Source organism: Streptomyces mayonensis (assembly GCF_018982965.1).
In the GTDB taxonomy this organism is placed as follows: domain Bacteria; phylum Actinomycetota; class Actinomycetes; order Streptomycetales; family Streptomycetaceae; genus Streptomyces; species Streptomyces mayonensis.
Window position 1 is genome coordinate 52,430 of record NZ_JACBYP010000028.1, and the last position, 21,533, is coordinate 73,962.

Sequence of the window (21,533 nt, forward strand, 5' to 3'; positions counted from 1 at the left end):
ACAGACCAAGAACCCGCCCAAGCGCCGCAGGCCTACGCCGGGGCGCCCAGCTCCGCCCACACGCGCTTGCCCGCGACCCCCGGCGTCCGGACGACGCCCCAGTCCAGGCAGAGCCGCTGCACGATGAACATCCCGTGTCCGCCCGGGCGCCCGGCACGGTGCGGGGTGCGCGGCGCCGGCTGCCCCGTACCCCGGTCGGAGACCTCCAGCCGGATCACCTTCCGCTCGCAGGTGATCCACAGCTCGTCCGGTCCCTCGGCGTGCAGACAGGCGTTGGTGACCAGCTCGGACACCACGAGCAGTACGTCCTCGGCGGCCGCCCGCTGGTCCGCGGTCGCGGAGGGCAGCCAGCCCCACGCGTACAGCGCCTCGCGGGTGAAGTCACGGGCGAGCGGCACGACCCCGCTCGCGTCCTTGAAGCTCAGCCGGCGAACCTGCCGCCCACCGACGCCCCCGGAAGTGGGCGGGGGAACGATCCCGGAGGCGTCCAGCACGGCGGCCTGACCGGCGCTCTGCACGGCGGGGGCGCCCCCCTCGGCCTCCCCGGACCCGGGCATGCCCGACATGCCCTCGGGCACCCCGGAAGCGCCGCCGGGCTCCGGACCGCGGTCGCCCGGCGAGTAGGGCCGGGTGGTGCTCATCAGCGCTTCACCTCACCGATTCACCAGTTCACGTTTCAAAGTCGTACCAGCACAGTCGTACACAGCCGCCTCAGGGACTCTCCTGCCCGACCGGGCCGTACGAACACCCCTGTATTCGGCACGAATATTCCGCACGCCATCCGGGCCGGGGCGAAAACGCCCGACCCGACGAGCGCGCGGAACCCTCCGACGGCCGGACAAGGGACCGGCTCAGTCGGAGTCGTCGGCCAGAGCGGCCTCAAGCGTGTCGTGCAGGGTGAAGACCGCTTCGGCCCCCGTGATCTCGAACACACGGGCCACCACCGGCCGCATGGCCACGAGATGCACCCCGCCCCCCTTGGCCTCCGCCTTCAGCCGCGCACCCAGCAGGACGTTGAGTCCCGTCGAGTCGCAGAACTCCAGGCGCGAGCAGTCGACGACGAGCCGGTTGAACCCCTTGGCGAGGCATTCCTCCAGCGGCTCGCGCAACAGATCGGCGGTGTGGTGATCCAACTCACCCGCCGGGGTCACGACGGCGCTGGGGCCCTCTTCCCTCACCTCGACCAGAAGCCGGCCCGACTGGGCACTGCCGACCGTCCCGCGGTCCATGCCGTTTCTCTCTCCCGAGGTCGTGACTGCTGCTGACGCCCTTGAACACTACGCCTTCCACCCCCACTCCGACACCCGAACAACCGCACACAAACGGACATATGCCCACAAAAGACACTTGCGGTCGGCTCGGTAAACCCGGTAGGGCTAGTAAGACACGTAAATCGACACGGCCGGCTTTGGAGGCGCCGCACACCGCAGTGCACGTATTTGGCTTCGGCAGCCGTATGCCGAGAACGATGGAGGACATCATGTCACCCCGGCTCGACGGATCGCGTACCCACCAAGCGACGTCGACACTCCCTCCGGAACATCTGGATCCCATCGAGCACCACGACGCGGTCGACGTGACCGACGCCGTCGTCGACCACGACGGTGTTCTCGCCGGGCTTCCGGACATCCCCGCGTACGACGAGGTGGCTCCGGCGGACGCCCGGGTCCTGTCCAAGACCCTCTTCGAGCGGCTGGAGTCGCTGGAGGAAGGCACCCACGAGTACGCGTACGTACGCAACACGCTCGTCGAGCTGAACCTCGCGCTGGTCAAGTTCGCCGCCTCCCGCTTCCGTTCGCGCAGCGAGCCGATGGAGGACATCATCCAGGTCGGCACCATCGGCCTGATCAAGGCGATCGACCGCTTCGAGCTGTCGCGCGGTGTGGAGTTCCCCACGTTCGCGATGCCGACCATCATCGGCGAGATCAAGCGCTTCTTCCGTGACACCTCGTGGTCCGTGCGCGTCCCGCGCCGCCTCCAGGAACTGCGGCTCGACCTGGCCAAGGCCGGCGACGAACTGGCCCAGCGCCTCGACCGCGCCCCCACGGTGAGCGAGCTGGCCGAGCACCTCGGCCTGTCGCGCGAAGAGGTCGTCGAGGGCATGGCTGCCTCCAACGCCTACACCGCCTCCTCGCTGGACGCCCAGCCGGAGGAGGACGACGCGGAAGGCGCGCTCGCCGACCGCATCGGCTACGAGGACCACGGGCTCGAGGGCATCGAGTACGTCGAGTCGCTCAAGCCGCTGATCGCCGAACTCCCCTCCCGGGACCGCAAGATCCTCTCCCTGCGCTTCGTCGCGGGCATGACCCAGTCGGAGATCGGCGAGGAGCTGGGCATCTCCCAGATGCACGTCTCGCGCCTGCTGTCGCGCACACTCGTACGGCTGCGCAAGGGGCTCACGGTCGAGGAGTGATCCTCACCGGGTGACGCTTGCCCTCCAGGGGGCGGTCCGAGGTCGGACCGCCCCCTTCGGGCTGTCCGGGACGGCACAGGACGGGACGGGACGGGACGTCCGGACGGGACGTCAAAACGGTTGGGACAGGACCTGACAAGACCTGACAGGACCTGACAGGGGCGGGCAAGGGACGGCCGGGCCCTGGGGCGGGCCGACACGCTCGCGCCCCGTCAGTGCACGTGCACGCCCCGCCGCCACACCCCCGCGACCAGCGGCACCCCCGGCCGGTAGGCCAGGTGGACATGGCTCGGTGCGTCGAGGAGCGTCAGGTCGGCGTACGCGCCCGGGGTGAGGCGGCCGACGTCGTCGCGGCGCAGGGCGGCGGCGCCGCCGGCCGTGGCCGACCAGACCGCCTCGTCCGGGGTCATCCCCATGTCCCGCACCGCGAGCGCGATGCAGAAGGGCACGGAGGACGTGAAGGACGAGCCGGGGTTGCAGTCGGTGGACAGGGCGACCGTGGCCCCCGCGTCGAGCAGCCGCCGGGCGTCCGGCCACCGGGCGCGGGTGGAGAACTCGGCACCGGGCAGCAGCGTCGCGACGGTCCGGCTGTTCGCCAGGGCGTCCACGTCGGCGTCGGTGAGGTGGGTGCAGTGGTCGGCGCTGGCCGCGTCCAGTTCCACGGCCAACTGCACGCCGGGGCCGTAGGAGAGCTGGTTGGCGTGGATGCGCGGGTGCAGGCCCCTGGCCCTCCCGGCGGTGAGGATCGCGCGGGCCTGGTCGCCGTCGAAGGCGCCCTTCTCGCAGAAGACGTCGATCCAACGGGCGTACGGGGCGCAGGCGTCGAGCATCTCGCCGGTGACCAGACGGACGTAGGCGGCGGGGTCGTCGGTGAGTTCGGGGGCGACGATGTGGGCGCCGAGGAAGGTGACCTCGTCGGTGTGGCGCGCGGCGACGCGCAGGGCGCGGGACTCGTCGGCGGTGGTCAGGCCGTAGCCGGACTTGGTCTCGAACGTCGTCGTGCCCTGGCGCAGGGCCTCCGCGAGGTAGCGGGTGAGGCCGGCCTCCAGTTCCGCGTCGCTCGTGGCCCGGGTGGCGGCGACGGTGGTGCGGATGCCGCCGGCGCCGTAGGGGCGGCCGGACATGCGGGCGTTGAACTCCTCGGTGCGGTCGCCGCCGAAGAGGAGGTGGGAGTGGGAGTCGACGAAGCCGGGGAGGACCGCCCGGCCCTCGGCGTCGACCCGATTGTCAGTGGCGGGTGCTTTGCTTGATTCACCGGTCCACACGACGCGGTCGCCTTCGACGACGACGGCCGCGTCCCGGACCAGACCGAGCGGGGAGTGGTCGCCGAGGGAGGGGTCGTTGGTGACGAGCGTGGCGATGTTGGTGATGACGGTGCTGCTGCTCATGGGGTCCCTGGTGTCCTCGTGGGGGCGGGGGCTGGAGCGGGGGCGGACGCCGGAGCGGGCGCGGGCGGCCGGGCCGGTCAGGCGCGCAGGGCTTCCGCGGCCCGCGCGAGGGCCTGCGGCACGTCGGGCACGAGCGTGTGCGCCCCGTCGCGTACGACGTGCCGCCCGCCCACGACCGTGTGCCGTACGTCCGCTGCCGACGCGGCGAATACGGCCGTCTCGGCGCCGAGCCTGGGCAGCGGCCCCGCCGTTCTGACCGAGTCGAGCGCGATCGTCGCGAGGTCGGCGCGGGCCCCCGCCTCGATGCGGCCGGTGTCGTCCCAGCCGAGGGCGGCGTGACCGTCGGCGGTGGCGGCACGCAGCAGGGCGGCGGCGGTCCAGTGGCCGCGGGTGCGGGTGCGCAGGCGTTCGTTCAGCTCCATCGCCCGCGCTTCCTCCAGCAGGTCGACGACGGCGTGGCTGTCGGAGCCGAGCGACAGCGTCGAGCCCGCCCGCTGCAGGGCGGCCGCCGGGCCGATGCCGTCGGCGAGGTCCCGTTCCGTGGTGGGGCACATGCAGGTGCCGGTGCGGCTGCCGCCGAGCAGGGCGACGTCCTCGTCCGTGAGGTGGGTGCTGTGGACGGCGGTGGTGTGCCCGCCCAGCACACCGTGGTCGGCGAGGAGCCGGGTGGGGGTGCGTCCGTGGGCCTGCCGGCAGGCGTCGTTCTCGGCGGTCTGCTCCGACAGGTGCACATGCAGCGGGGCCCGCCGCTCCCCGGCCCAGTGCGCCACGGTCGCCAACTGCTCGGCGGGCACGGCCCGTACGGAGTGGATCGCGGCCCCGATCCGTGCGTGATCCTGATCCTTGAGAACTGAACAGCGTTGCGCCCAGGCGTCCGCCGTGCCGTCGGAGAAGCGGAGCTGGTGGGTGTTCGGGGGCTCGCCGAAGCCGGAGGACAGATAACAGGTGTCGAGGAGGGTGATGCGGATGCCGGCTTCGGCGGCGGCCTCGATCAGGGCCTCGCCCATCGCGTTGGGGTCCGCGTAGGCGGTACCGCCGGCTGCGTGGTGGACGTAGTGGAACTCGCCGACGGCCGTGATGCCGGCCAGCGCCATCTCGGCGTACACCGCGCGGGCGAGGGCGTGGTAGGTGTCCGGGGTCAGCCGGTCGGCGACGGAGTACATGACCTCGCGCCAGGTCCAGAAGGTGCCGGCGCCGACCTGGACGGTGCCGCGCAGGGCGCGGTGGAAGGCGTGCGAGTGGGCGTTGGCCAGTCCCGGGAGGGTCAGTCCCCGCAGGATCTCGGCGCCGGACGGCGGGGCGGTGACGCCTTCGTGGACGGCGGCGATGCGGCCGTCCCGCACGTCGAGGGCGACGCCCGGCTCGACGTGGGTGCCGAGCCACGCGTGCTCCAGCCAGTACGTTCTAGCCGGCGCCCCGGTCGGCGCCCCGGTCGGCGTGCGTGCCGGCGCCCCGGTCGGCGTGCGTGTCGGCTCGGTGGGGGTCACGTGCGGGCCAGCCCTTCCAGTACGTCGGCGAGTGCGCGCACTCCGGCCACGCAGTCGTCCTCGGCGGCGTATTCGGCCGGAGAGTGCGAGACGCCGGTGGGGTTGCGCACGAACAGCATGGCGGTCGGGATGCTCCCGGAGAGGATTCCGGCGTCGTGTCCGGCGCCGGTGCCGAGGACCGGCACGCGCAGGTCCGCCTCGCTGCCGAGGATGCGGGCGAGTTCGTCGCGCAGGGTGTGGTCGAAGTCGACGACCGGGGTGAAGGACTCGCACTCCACGTCGAGGTCGACGCCGTGGGCGGCGGCGTACCCCCGGGCGGCCTTCTCCACGCCGGCGACCACGCCGTCCAGGCTCTCCTGGTCGGCGGCGCGGGCGTCGAGCCAGCCGCGCACCAGGGACGGGATGGCGTTGACCCCGTTGGGCTCGACGGCGACCTTGCCGAAGGTCGCGACGGCACCGGCGAGTTCGGCCTCGCGGCGGGCGGCGAGGACGGTCTCGGCGTAGGAGGGCATGGGGTCGTGGCGGTCGGCGAGACGGGTGGTGCCGGCGTGGTTGGCCTCGCCGTGGAAGTCGAACCGCCAGCGTCCGTGCGGCCAGATGGCGGAGGCGATGCCGATGCGGTCGCCGGACAGGTCCAGGGCGCGGCCCTGCTCGACGTGGAGTTCGACGAAGGCGCCGATGCGGGCGAGCCGTTCGGGGTCGGGTCCGACGGAGTCCGGGTCGTGCCCGGCGCGCTCCATGGCCTGCGGGAGGGTGATGCCGTCGGCGTCGGTGAGGCGGTGGGCCTGCTCGGTGGTGAGGGCGCCGGAGGTGAGCCGGGAGCCGACGCAGGCGAGGCCGAAGCGGGCGCCCTCCTCGTCGCCGAAGTTGACGATGCCCAGGGGCCTGGTGAGCCGTGCTCCCCTGCCGCGCAGTTCGTCCAGCGCGGCGAAGGCGGAGACCACGCCGAGGGGTCCGTCGAAGGCGCCGCCGTCGGGCACCGAGTCGAGGTGGGATCCGGTGACGACGGCGTTCCCGGCGGCCGGGTCGCCGAGCCAGGCCCACTGGTTGCCGTTGCGGTCGGTCTCGTACGCCAGCCCACGTGCCCCGGCCTGTTCCCGGAACCAGGTCCGGCAGTCCGCGTCGGCGCCGGTCCAGGCGTAGCGCCGGTAGCCGCCGGATGCGGAGCTGCGGCCCACCGGCAGCAGCTCCGCCCACATGCCGTGGAAGCTCACGCGCCGTCACCCTCGCGCGTCGCGTCTCCCTCGCGCATGGGCACCCGCACGCCCCGCTCCCCGGCCACCGACTCGGCGATGTCGTACCCGGCGTCGACGTGCCGGATGACCCCCATGCCGGGGTCGTTGGTGAGGACCCGGCGGATCTTCTCCCCGGCGAGCGGGGTGCCGTCGGCGACGGTGACCTGCCCGGCGTGCAGGGAGCGGCCCATGCCCACGCCGCCGCCGTGGTGCAGGGAGACCCAGGAGGCGCCGGAGGCCACGTTGACCATGGCGTTGAGCAGCGGCCAGTCGGCAATGGCGTCGGAACCGTCGAGCATGGCCTCGGTCTCGCGGTACGGGGAGGCGACCGAGCCGCAGTCGAGGTGGTCGCGGCCGATGACGACCGGCGCGGCCAGCTCGCCGCTCGCCACCATGTCGTTGAACCGCTCACCGGCCTTGTCGCGCTCGCCGTAGCCGAGCCAGCAGATCCGGGCGGGCAGGCCCTGGAAGCGGACCCGCTCCCCCGCCATCCTGATCCAGCGGGCCAGGGAGTCGTTCTCGGGGAAGAGATCGAGGACCGCCTTGTCGGTCCTGGCGATGTCGGCCGGGTCGCCGGACAGGGCCGCCCAGCGGAAGGGGCCCTTGCCCTCGCAGAAGAGCGGGCGGATGTACGCGGGGACGAAGCCCGGGAAGGCGAACGCCCGGTCGTACCCGGCGAGCCGGGCCTCCCCGCGGATGGAGTTGCCGTAGTCGAAGACCTCAGCGCCGGCGTCCTGGAAGCCGACCATGGCCTCCACGTGCCGGGCCATGGACTCGCGGGCGCGGGTCGTGAAGCCGGCCGGGTCCTTGGCGGCGGCGTCGGCCATGTCCTCGAAGGCGATGCCCGTGGGCAGGTAGGCCAGCGGGTCGTGGGCGGAGGTCTGGTCGGTGACGATGTCGATCGGGGCGCCCTGGGCGAGCAGCTGCGGGACGAGTTCGGCGGCGTTGCCGAGGACGCCGACGGACAGCGGCTTCCGCCGGTCCCGGGCCTCGGTGGCGAGCCGGAGGGCGTGCTCGGGCGAGTCGGCCCGCACGTCGAGGTACCGGTGCTCGATGCGGCGGTCGATGGCGCGGGGGTCGCAGTCGACGCAGATCACGACGCCGCCGTTCATCGTCACGGCCAGCGGCTGCGCGCCGCCCATGCCGCCGAGCCCGGCGGTCAGCGTGATCGTCCCGGCGAGGGTGCCGCCGAACCGCTTGGCGGCGACGGCGGCGAAGGTCTCGTAGGTGCCCTGGAGGATGCCCTGGGTGCCGATGTAGATCCAGGAGCCGGCCGTCATCTGCCCGTACATGGTCAGGCCGAGGGCCTCCAGGCGGCGGAACTCCTCCCAGGTGGCCCAGTCGCCGACCAGGTTGGAGTTGGCGATGAGGACGCGCGGGGCCCACTCGTGGGTCTGCATGACGCCGACCGGACGGCCGGACTGGACGAGCATCGTCTCGTCCTGCTTGAGAGTCCTCAGCGTCCGGACCATCGCGTCGAAGGAGCGCCAGTCGCGGGCCGCCTTGCCCGTACCGCCGTAGACGACGAGCTGGTCGGGGTGCTCGGCGACCTCGGGGTCGAGGTTGTTCTGCAGCATCCGCAGGGCGGCCTCCTGCTGCCAGCCCAGGGCGCTCGGCTCGGTACCGCGTGGCGCTCGGACAGGTCGGGGTCCGGCTCCGGACATGGTCTGCCTCCTGGTGGCTTGCTCCCGGCGGATGATTGCTATGGATATTCATATCGTCACCGGGTGAATAGAACTAGTCAACACGGTCGTGTTGCGCGGCGGCCGCGTGCGAGTGTGGGGGTTGGACCCGTTTGAGCAGGCAGTGACGGTATGGAGGCTCGCGTGAACGACGGCAGGGACATCAGCGGTGACTTCGGCGGCTCCGACGTACGGCGGGCGGCCCGGCGGGACGAGGCCGTGCGGGCGGCCGTGGAGCAGGGGCTGCTCGGCCCCGGCACCCCGATCGTCGGACTGCTGGACGTCGCGGGGATACGGGAGTCGGCGGCGGCCCTGCGCGCCGCGTTCGACGCGGTGACGGCGCCCGGCACGCCCGTGCTGCACGCCTTCGCGGTCAAGGCGACGCCGCTGGTCCCGGTGCTGCGACTGCTGCACGAGGAGGGCATCGGCGCGGAGGTCGCGAGCCCCGGCGAGCTGGCCCTGGCCCGGGCGGCGGGGGTGCCGGCGGGGCGGACGGTCCTCGACTCGCCCGCCAAGACGCCGGACGAGCTGCGTGAGGCGCTGACGCTGGGCATCGCCGTCAACGCGGACAATCCGCAGGAGCTGGGGCGCATCGACGCCCTGATGGCCGAGGGCCCGAGCGCCTCGCCGGTCGGCGTCCGGGTCAATCCGCAGGTCGGCGGCGGTTCCATCGAGGCGCTGTCGACGGCGACGGCGACCTCGAAGTTCGGGGTGGCGCTGCGGGACGAGGGGGCGCGCGAGTGGGTGGTGCGGGCGTACCTGGACCGTCCGTGGCTGACCCGGCTGCACGCGCACACCGGTTCCCAGGGCATTCCGACGGCCCTGATGAGCGAAGGCGTGCGGGAGACGTACGCACTGGCCGAGGAGATCAACGAACGGGCCGGGCGGCGGCAGGTCGACACCCTCGACATCGGCGGCGGCCTGCCGGTCAACTTCGCGTCGGACGAGACGGTACCGACGTACGCCGAGTACGCGCGCGTGCTGCGCGAGGCGGTACCGGGGCTGTTCGACGGGCGGTACGGGCTGGTCACCGAGTTCGGGCGGTCACTGCTCGCCAAGCACGGGACGATCGTGGCGCGCGTGGAGTACGCCAAGAGCGCCGGGGGCCGCCCGATCGCGGTGACGCACGCGGGCGTGCAGGTGGCGACGCGGACGGTGTACGCGCCGGGGTCGTGGCCGCTGCGGGTCGCCGCGTACGACGGCAAGGGGCAGCCGAAGGAGGGCGCGGACGTGGTGCAGGACGTGGCCGGCCCGGCCTGCTTCGCGGGCGACCTGCTGGCCGTGGGGCGGGCGCTGCCGCTCCTGGAACAGGGCGACTACGCGGCGGTGCTGGACACGGGGGCGTACTACTTCGCCCACCACTACGCGTACAACTCGCTGGCACGCCCCGCGGTGTACGGCTTCACCGAGGCCGAGGACGGGGCCGGGGGAGGCCACGGGGGCGGGAACGCGGGGACCGCCTTCGCCACCGTGCGCGCGGCGCAGACGACGGAGGAGATCGTGGCCGAGGCGGGAGGAGCGTACGCCGACGCGCTGACCGGGGGCTTTCTCCGCGGGGAGACGGGTGCCGTGTAGAACGCCGTGCGTCACGTGGCCGGTCCCTCTCGGTCCGGCCGCGCGAGCGGACTCCGTGCCGCCCGGCGGCACGGCGGCGTGCAGCCTCGTCCGTGCGGCCGCGTGTCCGTGCGGCAGAGCGTCCGCGCGGCCTGACCCGATCCCCGTCCGCGGCGTGGTAGGCGCCGGGAGCGGGGCGCGCACCGCGCCTGACCGGTGGGGCTCGCCGATCGCGTCGTCCGACCGCTCCGTCCGGACGCTCCGTCCGGTCCTCCGTCCGGTGGTGCGGGCGCGGTCGGGCCGTACGGTGCCACAGCCCCGGCCGACCGTACGGCGCCACAGCCCCCGCGCCCCACACAGACCGCGCACCGCCGAGGGGACACCGCGCCCCGGCAGGGCAGCCCGCACCTCAACGGCGTACCGCGCTCCCGGGAGGGCCCGCATCCCGACGGGGCACCGCGCTACCGGAAGCGTCCGCACTCCGACGGGAAGCGTCGCGCCTCCCGGCAGAGCCCATCCCCCCGACGGGAAGCGTCGCGCCTCCCGGCAGGGCCCCCGACGGGGAGCACCGCGCCCCCGTCCCGGTCAGGCCAGTGCTGCCGTCTTGCGCCTGGCCCCGCCCGGGGCGGCGTCGCCCGCCGCGATGCCGGTGCTGCGGTAGGCCTTGACCGCCTTGCCCGCCGGGCGGCCGGTGTTCGCGGCGAGCCAGTCCACGCGGACCCACAGCAGGGACTGGCCGGACTGCTCGCGGCGGCCCAGCCAGGCCGACTTGAGCCACAGTCCGGCACCGCAGCCGGCCAGCAGCAGTCCGCCCGCCGCCGGCACGGCGAAGGCGCTGCCCAGGGCGGCGAGGAAGGCGAGGAGCAGCCACCAGCGGTGGCCCCGGCGCCAGTTGCGTACGGTCACCGCGCGGTCCTGGAGCACGTCGTGCTTGCCCGCGCGGGCGGCCGAGCCGGCCAGGGCGGTGTAGCGGCGGCGGCGCACGCAGGCCACGACGGCCGCGGCGACGATGAAGAGTGCGGCCCCGGCCAGTACACCGATCCGGCGCCCGGTGAGTCCGGGCACCAGCACGCCGATGCCCGCGGCGAAGACGCCCAGCCACCACAGCGGCCCCGCCCCCGCCCGTACGACGACGGCGACCCGAGCCAGCCCCACCTGTCCTCCGCGCGCCACGTCCTGCCTCCGTCCCACTCGTGCCTGCCGACGCCTGTCGCGCCGGTCCGCGTCTGCGTGATGCGCCCTCAAGGGCGTGTCAGGCGCCGCACTGTAACGGGGCAAGCTGAGACGAATCTGAGAACGCGTCCGCCGTCCGGGTCACGTACTCCGGGTCACGCAGGAGGCGGCGTACCGGACCGCCGGCGGGCTCAGTCGACGAAGAGTCCCCGCGCCACCGCGCCGGCGTCGAACTCCTCCAGCCGGGCCTGCGCGTCCGGCAGGTCGTCGCACATCGCCTCGAGGAGCACCCGGCCGAGCAGCATCGGCGCGCAGGCGGTGTCGAAGGCGAGCCCGGTGCCGACGGCGGCGGGCAGCAGCAGGTCGGACACCTTGGCGACCGGCGCGAAGGCGGAGTCGGCCACCGTCACCACGGTGAGCCCCGCCTCCTTGGCGTGGGTGAGCGCGTCGACGACCTCGCGCGGGTGCCGGGGCAGGGCGAAGCAGAGCAGGGCCGTGGCCCCCGCCCGCACGGCGGCGTCGACCCGGTCGCGGAGCATCGTGCCGCCCTCGCCCAGGAGCCGCACGTCGGGGTGGACCTTGGCGGCGAAGTAGGCGAAGCCGTGGGCCTGTGCCGCGGCGGCCCGCAGCCCGAGCACCGGCAGCGGGCGGCTGCCGGCGAGCAGGCCGCCCGCCTCGCGCAGCGGCCCCGGATCGGCCAGCACCTCCGCGAGGTGCCGGAGGTTCTCGATCTCGGCGGCCACGGCCTGCTGGTACTCGTTGCGGGAACCGGTGTCCGCCACCGGTTCCGCGGGGGCGACCTCGCGCAGGTGGCGCCGGAGCGCCGGGTAGCCGTCAAAGCCGAGGGCGACGGCGAAACGGGTCACGGACGGCTGGCTCACCCCGGCGAGCTCGGCCAGTTCCACGCTCGACAGGAAGGGGACGTCGGAGGCGCGGCGCACCATGCTGTGGGCGATGCGCCGCTGGGTCGGCGTCAGCCGGTGGCCCTCGAACAGCGCCTGCAACCGCCCGGCCTGACGATCGGCCCCCTCCCCGCCGCTCGGGCCGGTCGCGCTCATGACGTACTCCCCCTTGACCTATTCACCTGCCCAGGAACCTGCATACAGTTATACAGCGAGCCGCCGTCGCCGGCCGCCCCTACGGGTGCTCCCCCGGCAGGAACGGGGGCTGTCCCCAGTGCCGCCGGGCGCCCGGGCTGTCTACCTTGGGGGACATGACGGGAATGGATGCGCGGGACGCCGACTTCAAGAAGGAACTCGATGCCACCCTGCAGACCCGCAGGGAGCTGGGTGAGGAGTACGAGTCGGCGCTGGTCGACTCGTTCCTGGAAAAGGTCGACCAGCGCATCGACGGAGCGGTGGAGCGCCGGGTGCGCCGGCAGTTCGCGGAGCACCGGATGACCGCGGCCCGGGACAGCCGTTCGCCACGGCCCGTGGACTCCTTCGGCGAGCGCTTCGGCTTCGGCATCGTCTCGCTGGTGCTCGCGATACCGCTGTCCGCGATCGGCGGGGGCGTCGGCCACCTCCCCGGGCTCCTGGTCACCTGGGCGGGCGTCGTCGGGGTCAACGTCGTCCAGGTCGCCCGCACCAACCCGGGCCTGTTCGGACGCCGGCACGGCACCGGGAAGGACGACGCCTGGGAGGACTGAGCCGAGGGCCGGGAGAAGACTGCGCGGGGACCGCCGCACCCCCATCGCTGGGGGGCGGGACGACGGCGGTCCCCGCGGGGGACGCGCGACGCCGGGCCTCACGGCCGGGCAGCGCGTCCGTGGCGTCCTTGGAGGTCCGGGAGCCGCTCCGGAAGGTCCGTGACGCCGTTCGGCGCCGGCGGAACCCGGGAGCCTTCCCCAGTGCTCAACGCCTGGGAGGTGCCTCCACCAGTTCCTGCCGACACCCCATACTCTGCCGTTCCCGTGTTAAGCGACTGCTGCGCGCACATGACGTGCGCGTACCACTTCCGCGAAGTCCACGAAGATCACTCCTCGGACTCCGTCCCCTGGGCCACCCGTGGGAACCCGCCCCTTCGGACACCCGTGGGAAGCGCCCCTTCGGTCACCCCCCGGGACGGCCCGGCCGGGACGTCCGCGGCTACTTCCCCCCGGCCAGGAAGGACAGCAGGTCCTGCCGGCTCACCACGCCGGTCGGCCTGCCCTCGACGAGGACGATCGCCGCGTCGGCCGCGCCGAGCACCGACATCAGGTCCGCGACCGGCTCGCCGGAGCCGACCTGGGGCAGCGGGGCGGACATGTGCTTCTCCAGCGGGTCCTCCAGCGAGGCGCGCTTGGCGAAGAGGGCATCGAGCAGCTCGCGCTCCACGACGGAGCCGACCACCTCGGCGGCCATCACGTCCGGGTGACCGGCGCCGGGCTTGACGATCGGCATCTGCGAGACGCCGTACTCGCGCAGCACGTCGATGGCCTCGCCGACCGTCTCGTCCGGGTGCATGTGGACGAGGGAGGGGATGTGGCCGCCCTCCTTGTGGTTCAGGACCTCGGCGACGCGCGCGCTGGGACCGGCGTCCTCCAGGAAGCCGTAGTCGGCCATCCACTCGTCGTTGAAGATCTTGCTGAGGTAGCCGCGCCCGCTGTCCGGCAGCAGGACGACCACCACGTCGTCCTCGCCGAGCCGCGCCGCCACCTCGAGGGCCGCGACGACCGCCATGCCGCAGGAGCCGCCCACCAGGAGGCCCTCCTCCTTGGCCAGGCGGCGGGTCATCTGGAAGGAGTCCTTGTCGGAGACGGCGACGATCTCGTCGGCGACCTCGCGGTCGTACGCCGTCGGCCAGAAGTCCTCGCCGACGCCCTCGACCAGGTACGGGCGCCCGGAGCCGCCGGAGTAGACGGAGCCCTCGGGGTCGGCGCCGATCACCTTCACGGAGCCGTCACTGGCGTCCTTCAGGTAGCGGCCGGTGCCGGAGATGGTGCCGCCGGTGCCGACGCCGGCCACGAAGTGGGTGATCCTCCCCCCGGTCTGCTCCCACAGCTCGGGGCCCGTGGAGTGGTAGTGGGAGAGCGGGTTGTTCGGGTTGGAGTACTGGTCCGGCTTCCAGGCGCCCGGCGTCTCGCGGACCAGCCGGTCGGAGACGTTGTAGTAGGAGTCGGGGTGCTCCGGGTCGACCGCGGTGGGGCAGACGACGACTTCGGCGCCGTACGCGCGCAGTACGTTGATCTTGTCGGTGGACACCTTGTCGGGGCAGACGAAGACGCACTTGTAGCCCTTCTGCTGGGCCACGATCGCCAGACCCACGCCGGTGTTCCCGCTCGTCGGCTCGACGATGGTGCCGCCGGGCTGCAGTTCCCCGCTCTTCTCGGCGGCCTCGATCATGCGCAGGGCGATGCGGTCCTTCACCGAGCCGCCCGGGTTGAAGTACTCCACCTTGGCCAGGACGGTCGCCCTGAGGCCCTTGGTCACGCTGTTGAGCCGCACCAGCGGGGTGTTGCCGACGAGGCTGATCATCGAGTCGTGGAATTGCACCGTGGTCTCCGGATGCTGAAAAAGAAGGGTCTGTATCGGTCCGGCCAGCCTATGGCCTGTCGCCCCGGCCGCGCCTCGTGCCGGTCGTTCACTCCCCGTTGAGATTGGACCACCGTCCGTACGGGGCAAGGAGTGGGTGTACGGGTTTCGGGAGGTGGCGGCGACGTATGACGAGCATGTCGAGGGCGAGGGTCGCCCGGCGGATCGCAGCGGGCGCGGCGTACGGCGGCGGCGGCATCGGGCTGGCCGGTGCGGCGGCGGTCGGTCTGCTGCTGGCGGAGGTACAGCTGGCCAGGCGCCGGGTGGGGGTCGGCACGCCCGACCGGGTGCCGAACGCGCGGGGACTGTACGGCGGCACACTGCCGACGGCCGGTGAGGTGCCCCTGCGGCTGATGATGCTGGGCGACTCCACCGCCGCCGGGCAGGGCGTGCACCGGGCCGGGCAGACACCGGGCGCCCTGCTGGCGTCGGGGCTCGCGGCGGTGGCGGAGCGGCCGGTGGAGCTGGACTCGGTCGCGCAGCCGGGGGCGTGCTCGGACGACCTGGACCGGCAGGTGGCGCTGGTCCTCGCGGGCTCCGGCCAGGTGCCGGACATCTGCGTCATCATGGTCGGCGCCAACGACGTCACCCACCGGATGCCGGCCACCCGCTCGGTCCGCCACCTGTCGGGGGCGGTGCGGCGGCTGCGCACGGCCGGCGCGGAGGTGGTGGTCGGCACCTGCCCGGATCTGGGCACCATCGAGCGGGTGCGGCAGCCGCTGCGCTGGCTGGCCCGGCGCACCTCGCGGCAGCTGGCGGCCGCGCAGACCATCGGCGTCGTGGAGCAGGGCGGGCGCACGGTGTCGCTGGGCGACCTGCTGGGCCCGGAGTTCGCGAAGAATCCGCGGGAGCTGTTCGGCCCGGACAACTACCACCCCTCCGCGGAGGGGTACTCCACGGCGGCGATGGCGGTCCTGCCTTCGGTGTGCGCCGCGCTCGGCCTGTGGCCGGCCGAGGAGGAGCACCCGGACGCGCTGCGGCGCGAGGGCTTCCTGCCCGTGGCCCGGGCGGCGGCGGAGGCGGCGTCCGAGGCCGGCACGGAGGTCGCCGCCGCGATGCCGACGGGGCCGCGGGGACCCTGGGCGCTGCTGAAGCGGAGGCGTCGGCGACGGGTGGCGGAGGCGGAGCCCACCGGCTCACTCGGGGGTGCCCACTCGGGGTGAGTGCGAGGACGAGGCCGTTCAGGCCGTTCAGGCCGGACGAGGCCGTTCAGGCCGGACGAGGCCGTTCAGGCCGGACGGAGCCGCCCGGGATCGCCCCCTCCGGCAGACCGCCGGCTTCGTCGGCCGTCGGCCCTCCAGCCGTCAGCCCGCCAACCAGCAGGCCTGCCAACCACCGGCAACGGGCCCGCCCGCCCGCCACAGGCCACAGGCCACCGGCCACCGGCCACCGGCCACCGGCCCGCCACAGGCTCTCGCAGGGAGAAGCGCGCTTCGACCGCCGGAGACAAAAGCAAGCGCTTAGACAGTTGCGGTCCATGTCACACCTCCGCCCCCGTGACCCGGGCCATACGGCCGGGTAACTTCCCCAGCAGCCGCCCGATCGCCACTGTCCTCTCGCCACTGGAGCCGTGATGCCCGAAGCCGTGATCGTCTCAGCCGCCCGTTCCCCCATCGGCCGCGCCTTCAAGGGCTCCCTGAAGGACCTGCGCCCCGACGACCTGGCCGCCACGATCGTGCAGGCGGCCCTCGCGAAGGTCCCCGGGCTGGACCCGAGGGACATCGACGACCTGATGCTCGGCTGCGGCCTGCCCGGTGGCGAGCAGGGCAACAACCTCGGCCGGATCGTCGCCGTCGAGATGGGCATGGACCACCTGCCCGGCTGCACCGTCACCCGGTACTGCTCCTCGTCCCTGCAGACCTCCCGGATGGCCCTGCACGCCATCAGGGCCGGCGAGGGCGACGTCTTCGTCTCGGCCGGTGTCGAGATGGTCTCCCGGTTCGCCAAGGGCAACTCCGACAGCCTTCCGGACACGCGCAACCCGCTCTTCGCCGAGGCGGAGGCCCGTACCGCCGCCGTCGCCGAGCAGGAGGGCACCACCTGGCACGACCCGCGCGAGGACGGCCTCGTGCCCGACCCGTACATCGCGATGGGCCAGACCGCCGAGAACCTCGCCCGCGCCAAGGGCATCACCCGTCAGGACATGGACGAGTTCGGCGTCCGGTCGCAGAACCTCGCCGAGGAAGCCATCAAGAACGGCTTCTGGGAGCGCGAGATCACCCCGGTGACCCTGCCCGACGGCACGGTCGTCAGCAAGGACGACGGCCCTCGCGCCGGTGTCACCCTGGAGGGCGTGCAGGGCCTCAAGCCGGTCTTCCGCCCCGACGGCCTGGTCACCGCCGGCAACTGCTGCCCGCTCAACGACGGCGCCGCCGCCCTGGTGATCATGAGCGACACCAAGGCCCGCGAGCTGGGCCTGACCCCGCTCGCCCGCATCGTCTCCACCGGCGTCACCGGCCTCTCCCCCGAGATCATGGGTCTCGGCCCGGTCGAGGCGAGCCGGCAGGCCCTCTCCCGCGCCGGGCTGACCATCGACGACATCGACCTGGTGGAGATCAACGAGGCCTTCGCCGCGCAGGTCATCCCCTCCTACCGCGACCTCGGCATCCCGCTGGAGAAGCTGAACGTCAACGGCGGCGCCATCGCCGTCGGCCACCCCTTCGGCATGACCGGCGCCCGCATCACCGGCACCCTCATCAACTCCCTCCAGTGGCACGACAAGCAGTTCGGCCTGGAGACGATGTGCGTCGGCGGCGGCCAGGGCATGGCGATGGTGATCGAGCGCCTGAGCTGACCGCGGCCCGGCGCCACGGCACCGACTGAGGGACTGTCAGTAGCACCCGGCGGACGCTGGGTGACAGGACGGCCCGGGACCCTGATCCCCCAGGATTCTGGGCCGTTTTGTGATCCAATCTCCCTCAGGATGTGACCTACCTCTCCCGACCCCCTGATTTACGCAGGTCAGGCCAGCGACACCGGCATCTCCCGGGCCCAAAGTCCTGTCCGTTTCGTGACGTTACGCACTGACAGACGGTTAGTCCCTCCTTCAAGCTGATGTAGGAAGTCGGGGGTCGACTTTGAACCGGGAGTACGTCAGTGAGCGCCATGCCGATCGCCCTGCTGCTCACCACGGCCGCCACCGGCGCCGTGGGCGTCGCCGTCCTGCGCAGCATCCTGGTGCTGCGCAAGCAGGTGACCGCCCTGCGCTCCGAGCTGGCCGAGAGCCGGGCCACCGCCGCGCGGGCCCGCGTGCCCGCCGCACGCACCACCGCCGACGCCGAGGAGATACGCGCCGCCGTCGCCGAGGCACTCGCCGAGGAGCGCGAGCGGGAACTCGCCGAGGCACGGGCCTTCTGGGCCGCCCAGGATTCCCGGGACGCCTCCGAGGCACCGCTGCTGCTGGGCCTGTCCGACAGTGAGCTGTTCCTTCCGCGCCAGGCGGACCTCGCGGGCCTGGAGCCGGTGATCGAACCGGCCGCGGACACCGAGGAGCCGTCCTCGCCGGACGCGCACTCCGGCCCGAAGGAGTCGGCCGAGCTGGCCGCCGCGCGCCGCCGGCACCCCTCCCACCCGGACTTCGTACCGAACCCGTCGCCCGCCGTGAACGACCACGAGCGCACCGTCGCGACGCTGGAGGAGCTGGCCGAGTCGAGCGTCGCGCTCGCCGACGTCCGCCCGGGCCCCCTGGGCACGCTCGACGTGTACGTCTTCGCCGACGGCACCACCCTGTGCATGACTCCCGGCCACCGTGAGACCGCGGAGCGCCTGGCCGCCGCGCTCGGCGCGGGCCACACGCCGTACCTGCTCGGCGGTTCGGGAATCTCCGGCGCCTACACGCTGACCTTCGCGTGCGGCGGGGAGAACGTGTACATACTGGCGGACCGCGTCATAGCGTCCCTCTAGCCGAATAGCCGAATAGCCGACTGGCCGACTGGCCGACCGCTTCCGGACCGGCGGCCGAGCGCGTCCTCAGACCCCGGCCCGTTTGCGGGCCTCCTCCACGAGCCGTGCCGCCTCTTCCACCTGGTCCTCGTCCTCCAGGACGAGGGCCAAGTCGTGTGCGGCCACGGCGATCTGGTCGGCGGCGGCGAACATGCCCGCGTCCGGCATCTCCCGCAGCTCGGTGCCGGGCTCCTCGACGAGTTGGGCGCGCCGGGCCAACTCCCTGGCCAGTTCCAGCGCCTGGGCGGCGGCGCCGCGTTGCAGCCGGCTCTGCGGGGCGGCCCGCAGCCGGTCGGCGAAGTCGTCCACGGCACGGGTCAAGGGCGTCGTATCAACCACGGCGCGAGCGTACGCGTCCGTCCGGGACTGTTGCCAACGGGCGAACGCTCAGGCACGGTGACCTGAAGGACCGGCTTACGACCCTTTCGCCCGGAGGCGCCGATGTCCCAAGTCTTCTCCGAGGAGACCCATCGCAATCTGCTCGCCCGCATCCCCCAGTGCACCGGTCGTGAGATCTCCGACTGGCTGCGTGCCGTCGAGGACGGCCCCGCTCTCTTCCGCTTCGAGGAGAAGGTCAGCTGGCTCCGCCACGAACACAACCTCGCGTACGGCCACGCGAAGGCGATCGTCCACGAGTACGACCTGAGAAGGGCCGCGCGCAGGCTGCTGTGAGCAGGCGTCGTCGGCCGCAGGACGACGAACGGCCCCGGGCACCAGCCCGGGGCCGTTCACGAGTCAGAGGCTCGTGAACGCTCGTACCAGCCGTCGCCGGCCGGTAGTTGCGCTAGTCGTTGCTGTTCAGGATCGCGATGAGACGCAGGAACTCGAGGTAGATCCAAACCAGCGTCAGCGTGAGGCCGAAGGCGGCGAGCCAGGCCTCCTCGCGCGGGGCACCGTAGGCGAGACCGTCCTCGACCTGCTTGAAGTCCAGGGCGAGGAAGCAGGCGCCGAGGATGATGCCGATGATGCCGAAGACGACACCGAGCGCACCGCTGCGGAAGCCGAGGCCGTCACCGCCGCCGAAGACGGCGAACAGCAGGTTCACCATCATCAGGAAGACGAAGCCGAGCGCGGCCGCCATCACGAAGCCGTAGAAACGGCGGTTGACGCGGATCCAGCCGGCCTTGTAGGCGATCAGCACACCGGCGAATACCGCCATCGTGCCGATCACGGCCTGCATGGCCGCACCGTCCGCGATGCGGTTGTCGACGACGCTGGAGACGACGCCGAGGAACACGCCCTCGAAGGCGGCGTAGGACAGGATCAGCGCGGGCGAGGCCTTGCGCTTGAACGACTGGACCAGCGCCAGCACCATGCCGATCAGCGCGGCACCGATACCGATGCCGTAGGAACGGCCGATGTTGGCGTCGTCCACGGGCAGCAGTGCCCAGGCGAGCGCGGCCGTCACCACGAGCAGGCCGAGCGTGCTCGCCGTGCGGATGACGACGTCGTCCATCGTCATCCGGCCGGCGCCGGCCGGTGCCTGCGGCGGCGCGCCGAACTGCTGGTCCTGCTGGGCGTACGGGTTCTGCGCGTACGGGTTGCCGGCGGGCTGGGCGTACGGGTTTCCCTGCGTGCCCTGCGCGTACGGGTTGCCCTGCGCGTACGGGTTGGCCTGCGTGGCGACGGCGGGTCCCCCGGCCTGCGGCGCGGCGTTGAAGCCCGCGTAGCCGTTGTCGCGGCTGAACCCCCGTCGCGAGAAGACCGGGTTTCTGCTCCTCATTTCACTCCTCCATGGCCACACGGCGCAGCCTTGGCTCAAGAGTAATAGAACGGCAAAGGAAAGACCCTACTGCTTGGGGAGGATCTTTCCCTCGACTTGCATGCCAACACGCTACGCCGATCAGTGATTCCCCTCACGGCCGGGGGCCCGGGCGGCCGTCGGGCGCCGCTCACCCGATCGGGAAGCCGGTGTAGGCCTCGGCGAGATCGGTCGCGGCGGCGCGGGAGGACGCGAACCGGTCCAGGCGGGCCAGTTGCAGGCGGTCGTCGAAGGGGGTGGCGCCGGGCGCGGGGTGCAGCAGGGTCGTCATGTCGTACGAGAACCGCTCGGCCTGCCAGACGCGGCGCAGGCAGGTGGCGGAGTAGGCGTCGAGCAGTTCGTCGGAGCCCTTCTCGGCGCGGTGGACCAGGGCCCGGGCGAGGGTGACGACGTCGCCGACGGCCAGGTTGAGGCCCTTGGCCCCGGTGGGCGGCACGATGTGCGCGGCGTCGCCGGCCAGGAAGAGGCGGCCGTGGCGCATGGGCTCGTGGACGTAGGAGCGCATCGGCGTGACCGACTTCTGGGTGATGGGCCCCCGGTCGAGCGTCCAGCCGTCGCGGGTCTCGAAGCGGCGCTCCAGTTCGGCCCAGATCTCGTCGTCGCTCCAGCTGTCGGGGTCCGTGTCCGCGGGCACCTGGAGGTAGAGGCGGGAGACCGACGGGGAGCGCATGGACAGCAGGGCGAAGCCGCGGTCGTGGCGGGCGTAGACCAGCTCGTCGTGGGAGGGCGCGACGTCGGCGAGGATGCCGAGCCAGCCGTAGGGGTACGTCCGCTCGAAGGCGCGTCCGCCCGGGACGGCGGCCCGGGACACACCACGGAAGCCGTCGCAGCCGACGACGTACTCGCACTCCAGCACGTCCTCGGCGCCGTCCGGGCCGCCGTGGCGGAAGCGGACGCGGGGCCGGTCCGTGCCGGCTCCCTCCACGGCCAGCGCCTCGGCCTCGAACAGCAGGGGGCCGCCGTCCGCCAGCTGGAGGGCGATGAGGTCCTTGCAGACCTCGGTCTGGGCGTAGACCATGACGGACCTGCCGCCGGTCAGCGCCGGGAAGTCGACGCGGTGCCGGCGCCCCGCGAACCGCAGCTCGATCCCTTCGTGCGGCAGCCCCTCGCGGTCCATCCGCTCCCCGGCGCCGGCCGCGCGCAGGACGTCCACCGTGCCCTGCTCCAGGATCCCGGCGCGCTGCCGGTGTTCGACGTAGGCGCGGTCGCGGCCCTCCAGGACGACCGAGTCGATCCCGGCGTTGTGGAGCAGCCGGGCGAGCAGGAGTCCGGCGGGGCCGGCCCCGATGATGCCGACGGTGGTGCGCATCGGTCGTTCCCTTCGGTGGGCGTCGTGACCAGAGTCTCGGTGTTCGCCTGGTGAACTTTTCTTCACCAATGGCTGA

At 72.9% G+C, this 21,533-nt stretch carries 19 protein-coding genes; 7 read left to right on the forward strand and 12 right to left on the reverse strand.

Annotation, left to right across the window (positions count from 1 at the left end; all coding sequences use genetic code 11):
* Positions 1–32 precede the first annotated feature (32 nt).
* Together HZS56_RS13620 and HZS56_RS13625 are read right to left on the reverse strand one after the other, a co-directional pair.
* Positions 33–641, reverse strand: a complete 609-nt coding sequence (locus HZS56_RS13620; protein ID WP_216720962.1) for an ATP-binding protein — start codon at positions 639–641, stop codon at positions 33–35.
* A 210-nt stretch (positions 642–851) separates the two neighbouring features.
* The gene (locus HZS56_RS13625; RefSeq protein WP_216720963.1) at positions 852–1,229 is read right to left on the reverse strand and encodes an STAS domain-containing protein; all 378 of its coding nucleotides are present in this window, start codon (positions 1,227–1,229) and stop codon (positions 852–854) included.
* A gap of 239 nt (positions 1,230–1,468) precedes the next feature.
* Here HZS56_RS13625 and HZS56_RS13630 point away from each other — a divergent pair, with 239 nt between their 5' ends.
* Positions 1,469–2,413: an RNA polymerase sigma factor SigF gene (locus HZS56_RS13630; protein WP_216720964.1), complete on the forward strand. Its 945-nt coding sequence runs from the start codon at positions 1,469–1,471 to the stop codon at positions 2,411–2,413.
* Positions 2,414–2,625: 212 nt separating this feature from the next.
* Here HZS56_RS13630 and hutI read toward each other — a convergent pair whose 3' ends face one another.
* The 4 genes from hutI to hutU all read right to left on the reverse strand — a co-directional run bounded on the left by hutI (position 2,626) and on the right by hutU (position 8,187).
* On the reverse strand, positions 2,626–3,801 hold the full coding sequence (gene hutI / locus HZS56_RS13635) for an imidazolonepropionase (protein WP_216720965.1): 1,176 nt from the start codon (positions 3,799–3,801) through the stop codon (positions 2,626–2,628).
* 77 nt (positions 3,802–3,878) lie between these two features.
* Positions 3,879–5,195 (reverse strand): formimidoylglutamate deiminase, encoded by a 1,317-nt coding sequence (locus HZS56_RS13640; protein WP_216720984.1) that lies wholly within the window; start codon positions 5,193–5,195, stop codon positions 3,879–3,881.
* Between the two features lie 89 nt (positions 5,196–5,284).
* The gene (locus tag HZS56_RS13645) at positions 5,285–6,502 is read right to left on the reverse strand and encodes an allantoate amidohydrolase (protein WP_216720966.1); all 1,218 of its coding nucleotides are present in this window, start codon (positions 6,500–6,502) and stop codon (positions 5,285–5,287) included.
* A complete protein-coding gene (hutU, locus tag HZS56_RS13650) occupies positions 6,499–8,187 on the reverse strand; it encodes a urocanate hydratase (RefSeq protein ID WP_216720967.1) in 1,689 nt (562 codons plus the stop codon). Before hutU ends, HZS56_RS13645 begins: the two co-directional genes overlap by 4 nt.
* Positions 8,188–8,337: 150 nt before the next feature.
* Between hutU and HZS56_RS13655 the strand changes: the two genes are divergently transcribed.
* A complete protein-coding gene (locus HZS56_RS13655) occupies positions 8,338–9,780 on the forward strand; it encodes a type III PLP-dependent enzyme domain-containing protein (RefSeq protein ID WP_374201142.1) in 1,443 nt (480 codons plus the stop codon).
* A gap of 564 nt (positions 9,781–10,344) precedes the next feature.
* Here HZS56_RS13655 and HZS56_RS13660 read toward each other — a convergent pair.
* Together HZS56_RS13660 and HZS56_RS13665 are read right to left on the reverse strand one after the other, a co-directional pair.
* Positions 10,345–10,932, reverse strand: a complete 588-nt coding sequence (locus HZS56_RS13660; protein WP_216720968.1) for a hypothetical protein — start codon at positions 10,930–10,932, stop codon at positions 10,345–10,347.
* Positions 10,933–11,123: 191 nt separating this feature from the next.
* Positions 11,124–11,990: a MurR/RpiR family transcriptional regulator gene (locus HZS56_RS13665; protein ID WP_216720969.1), complete on the reverse strand. Its 867-nt coding sequence runs from the start codon at positions 11,988–11,990 to the stop codon at positions 11,124–11,126.
* A gap of 164 nt (positions 11,991–12,154) precedes the next feature.
* Between HZS56_RS13665 and HZS56_RS13670 the strand changes: the two genes are divergently transcribed.
* A complete protein-coding gene (locus tag HZS56_RS13670; protein WP_216720986.1) occupies positions 12,155–12,580 on the forward strand; it encodes a hypothetical protein in 426 nt (141 codons plus the stop codon).
* Positions 12,581–13,019: 439 nt separating this feature from the next.
* Here HZS56_RS13670 and HZS56_RS13675 read toward each other — a convergent pair whose 3' ends face one another.
* Positions 13,020–14,405: a cystathionine beta-synthase gene (locus tag HZS56_RS13675; protein ID WP_216720970.1), complete on the reverse strand. Its 1,386-nt coding sequence runs from the start codon at positions 14,403–14,405 to the stop codon at positions 13,020–13,022.
* 167 nt (positions 14,406–14,572) lie between these two features.
* Between HZS56_RS13675 and HZS56_RS13680 the strand changes: the two genes are divergently transcribed.
* The 3 genes from HZS56_RS13680 (at position 14,573) to HZS56_RS13690 (ending at position 18,347) form a co-directional block, all read left to right on the forward strand.
* A complete protein-coding gene (locus HZS56_RS13680) occupies positions 14,573–15,607 on the forward strand; it encodes an SGNH/GDSL hydrolase family protein (RefSeq protein WP_216720971.1) in 1,035 nt (344 codons plus the stop codon).
* 410 nt (positions 15,608–16,017) lie between these two features.
* Positions 16,018–17,238, forward strand: a complete 1,221-nt coding sequence (locus tag HZS56_RS13685; RefSeq protein ID WP_216720972.1) for an acetyl-CoA C-acetyltransferase — start codon at positions 16,018–16,020, stop codon at positions 17,236–17,238.
* A gap of 302 nt (positions 17,239–17,540) precedes the next feature.
* Positions 17,541–18,347 (forward strand): hypothetical protein, encoded by an 807-nt coding sequence (locus HZS56_RS13690; RefSeq protein ID WP_216720973.1) that lies wholly within the window; start codon positions 17,541–17,543, stop codon positions 18,345–18,347.
* A 66-nt stretch (positions 18,348–18,413) separates the two neighbouring features.
* On the opposite strand, the gene HZS56_RS13695 is transcribed toward HZS56_RS13690, so the two are convergent.
* Positions 18,414–18,695 (reverse strand): hypothetical protein, encoded by a 282-nt coding sequence (locus HZS56_RS13695; protein ID WP_216720987.1) that lies wholly within the window; start codon positions 18,693–18,695, stop codon positions 18,414–18,416.
* Between the two features lie 132 nt (positions 18,696–18,827).
* Here HZS56_RS13695 and HZS56_RS13700 point away from each other — a divergent pair, with 132 nt between their 5' ends.
* Entirely contained in the window at positions 18,828–19,058 is a 231-nt protein-coding gene (locus HZS56_RS13700; protein WP_115742493.1) for a DUF4287 domain-containing protein, read from the forward strand.
* A 112-nt stretch (positions 19,059–19,170) separates the two neighbouring features.
* On the opposite strand, the gene HZS56_RS13705 is transcribed toward HZS56_RS13700, so the two are convergent.
* Both HZS56_RS13705 and HZS56_RS13710 read right to left on the reverse strand, forming a co-directional pair.
* Positions 19,171–20,109 (reverse strand): Bax inhibitor-1/YccA family protein, encoded by a 939-nt coding sequence (locus HZS56_RS13705; RefSeq protein ID WP_216720974.1) that lies wholly within the window; start codon positions 20,107–20,109, stop codon positions 19,171–19,173.
* 169 nt (positions 20,110–20,278) lie between these two features.
* Positions 20,279–21,457 (reverse strand): 4-hydroxybenzoate 3-monooxygenase, encoded by a 1,179-nt coding sequence (locus HZS56_RS13710; protein WP_216720975.1) that lies wholly within the window; start codon positions 21,455–21,457, stop codon positions 20,279–20,281.
* Positions 21,458–21,533: the final 76 nt, after the last annotated feature.

Excerpts from the sequence above, each read along its gene's own strand:
- HZS56_RS13630 (WP_216720964.1), top strand. The coding sequence starts at position 1,469 with ATGGAGGACATCATGTCACCCCGGCTCGACGGATCGCGTACCCACCAA.
- HZS56_RS13680 (WP_216720971.1), top strand. The coding sequence starts at position 14,573 with ATGACGAGCATGTCGAGGGCGAGGGTCGCCCGGCGGATCGCAGCGGGC.
- HZS56_RS13620 (WP_216720962.1), bottom strand. The coding sequence starts at position 641 with ATGAGCACCACCCGGCCCTACTCGCCGGGCGACCGCGGTCCGGAGCCC.
- HZS56_RS13655 (WP_374201142.1), top strand. The coding sequence starts at position 8,338 with ATGGAGGCTCGCGTGAACGACGGCAGGGACATCAGCGGTGACTTCGGC.
- HZS56_RS13710 (WP_216720975.1), bottom strand. The coding sequence starts at position 21,457 with ATGCGCACCACCGTCGGCATCATCGGGGCCGGCCCCGCCGGACTCCTG.
- hutU (WP_216720967.1), bottom strand. The coding sequence starts at position 8,187 with ATGTCCGGAGCCGGACCCCGACCTGTCCGAGCGCCACGCGGTACCGAG.
- hutI (WP_216720965.1), bottom strand. The coding sequence starts at position 3,801 with ATGAGCAGCAGCACCGTCATCACCAACATCGCCACGCTCGTCACCAAC.
- HZS56_RS13625 (WP_216720963.1), bottom strand. The coding sequence starts at position 1,229 with ATGGACCGCGGGACGGTCGGCAGTGCCCAGTCGGGCCGGCTTCTGGTC.
- HZS56_RS13705 (WP_216720974.1), bottom strand. The coding sequence starts at position 20,109 with ATGAGGAGCAGAAACCCGGTCTTCTCGCGACGGGGGTTCAGCCGCGAC.
- HZS56_RS13665 (WP_216720969.1), bottom strand. The coding sequence starts at position 11,990 with ATGAGCGCGACCGGCCCGAGCGGCGGGGAGGGGGCCGATCGTCAGGCC.
- HZS56_RS13700 (WP_115742493.1), top strand. The coding sequence starts at position 18,828 with ATGTCCCAAGTCTTCTCCGAGGAGACCCATCGCAATCTGCTCGCCCGC.
- HZS56_RS13685 (WP_216720972.1), top strand. The coding sequence starts at position 16,018 with ATGCCCGAAGCCGTGATCGTCTCAGCCGCCCGTTCCCCCATCGGCCGC.
- HZS56_RS13670 (WP_216720986.1), top strand. The coding sequence starts at position 12,155 with ATGGATGCGCGGGACGCCGACTTCAAGAAGGAACTCGATGCCACCCTG.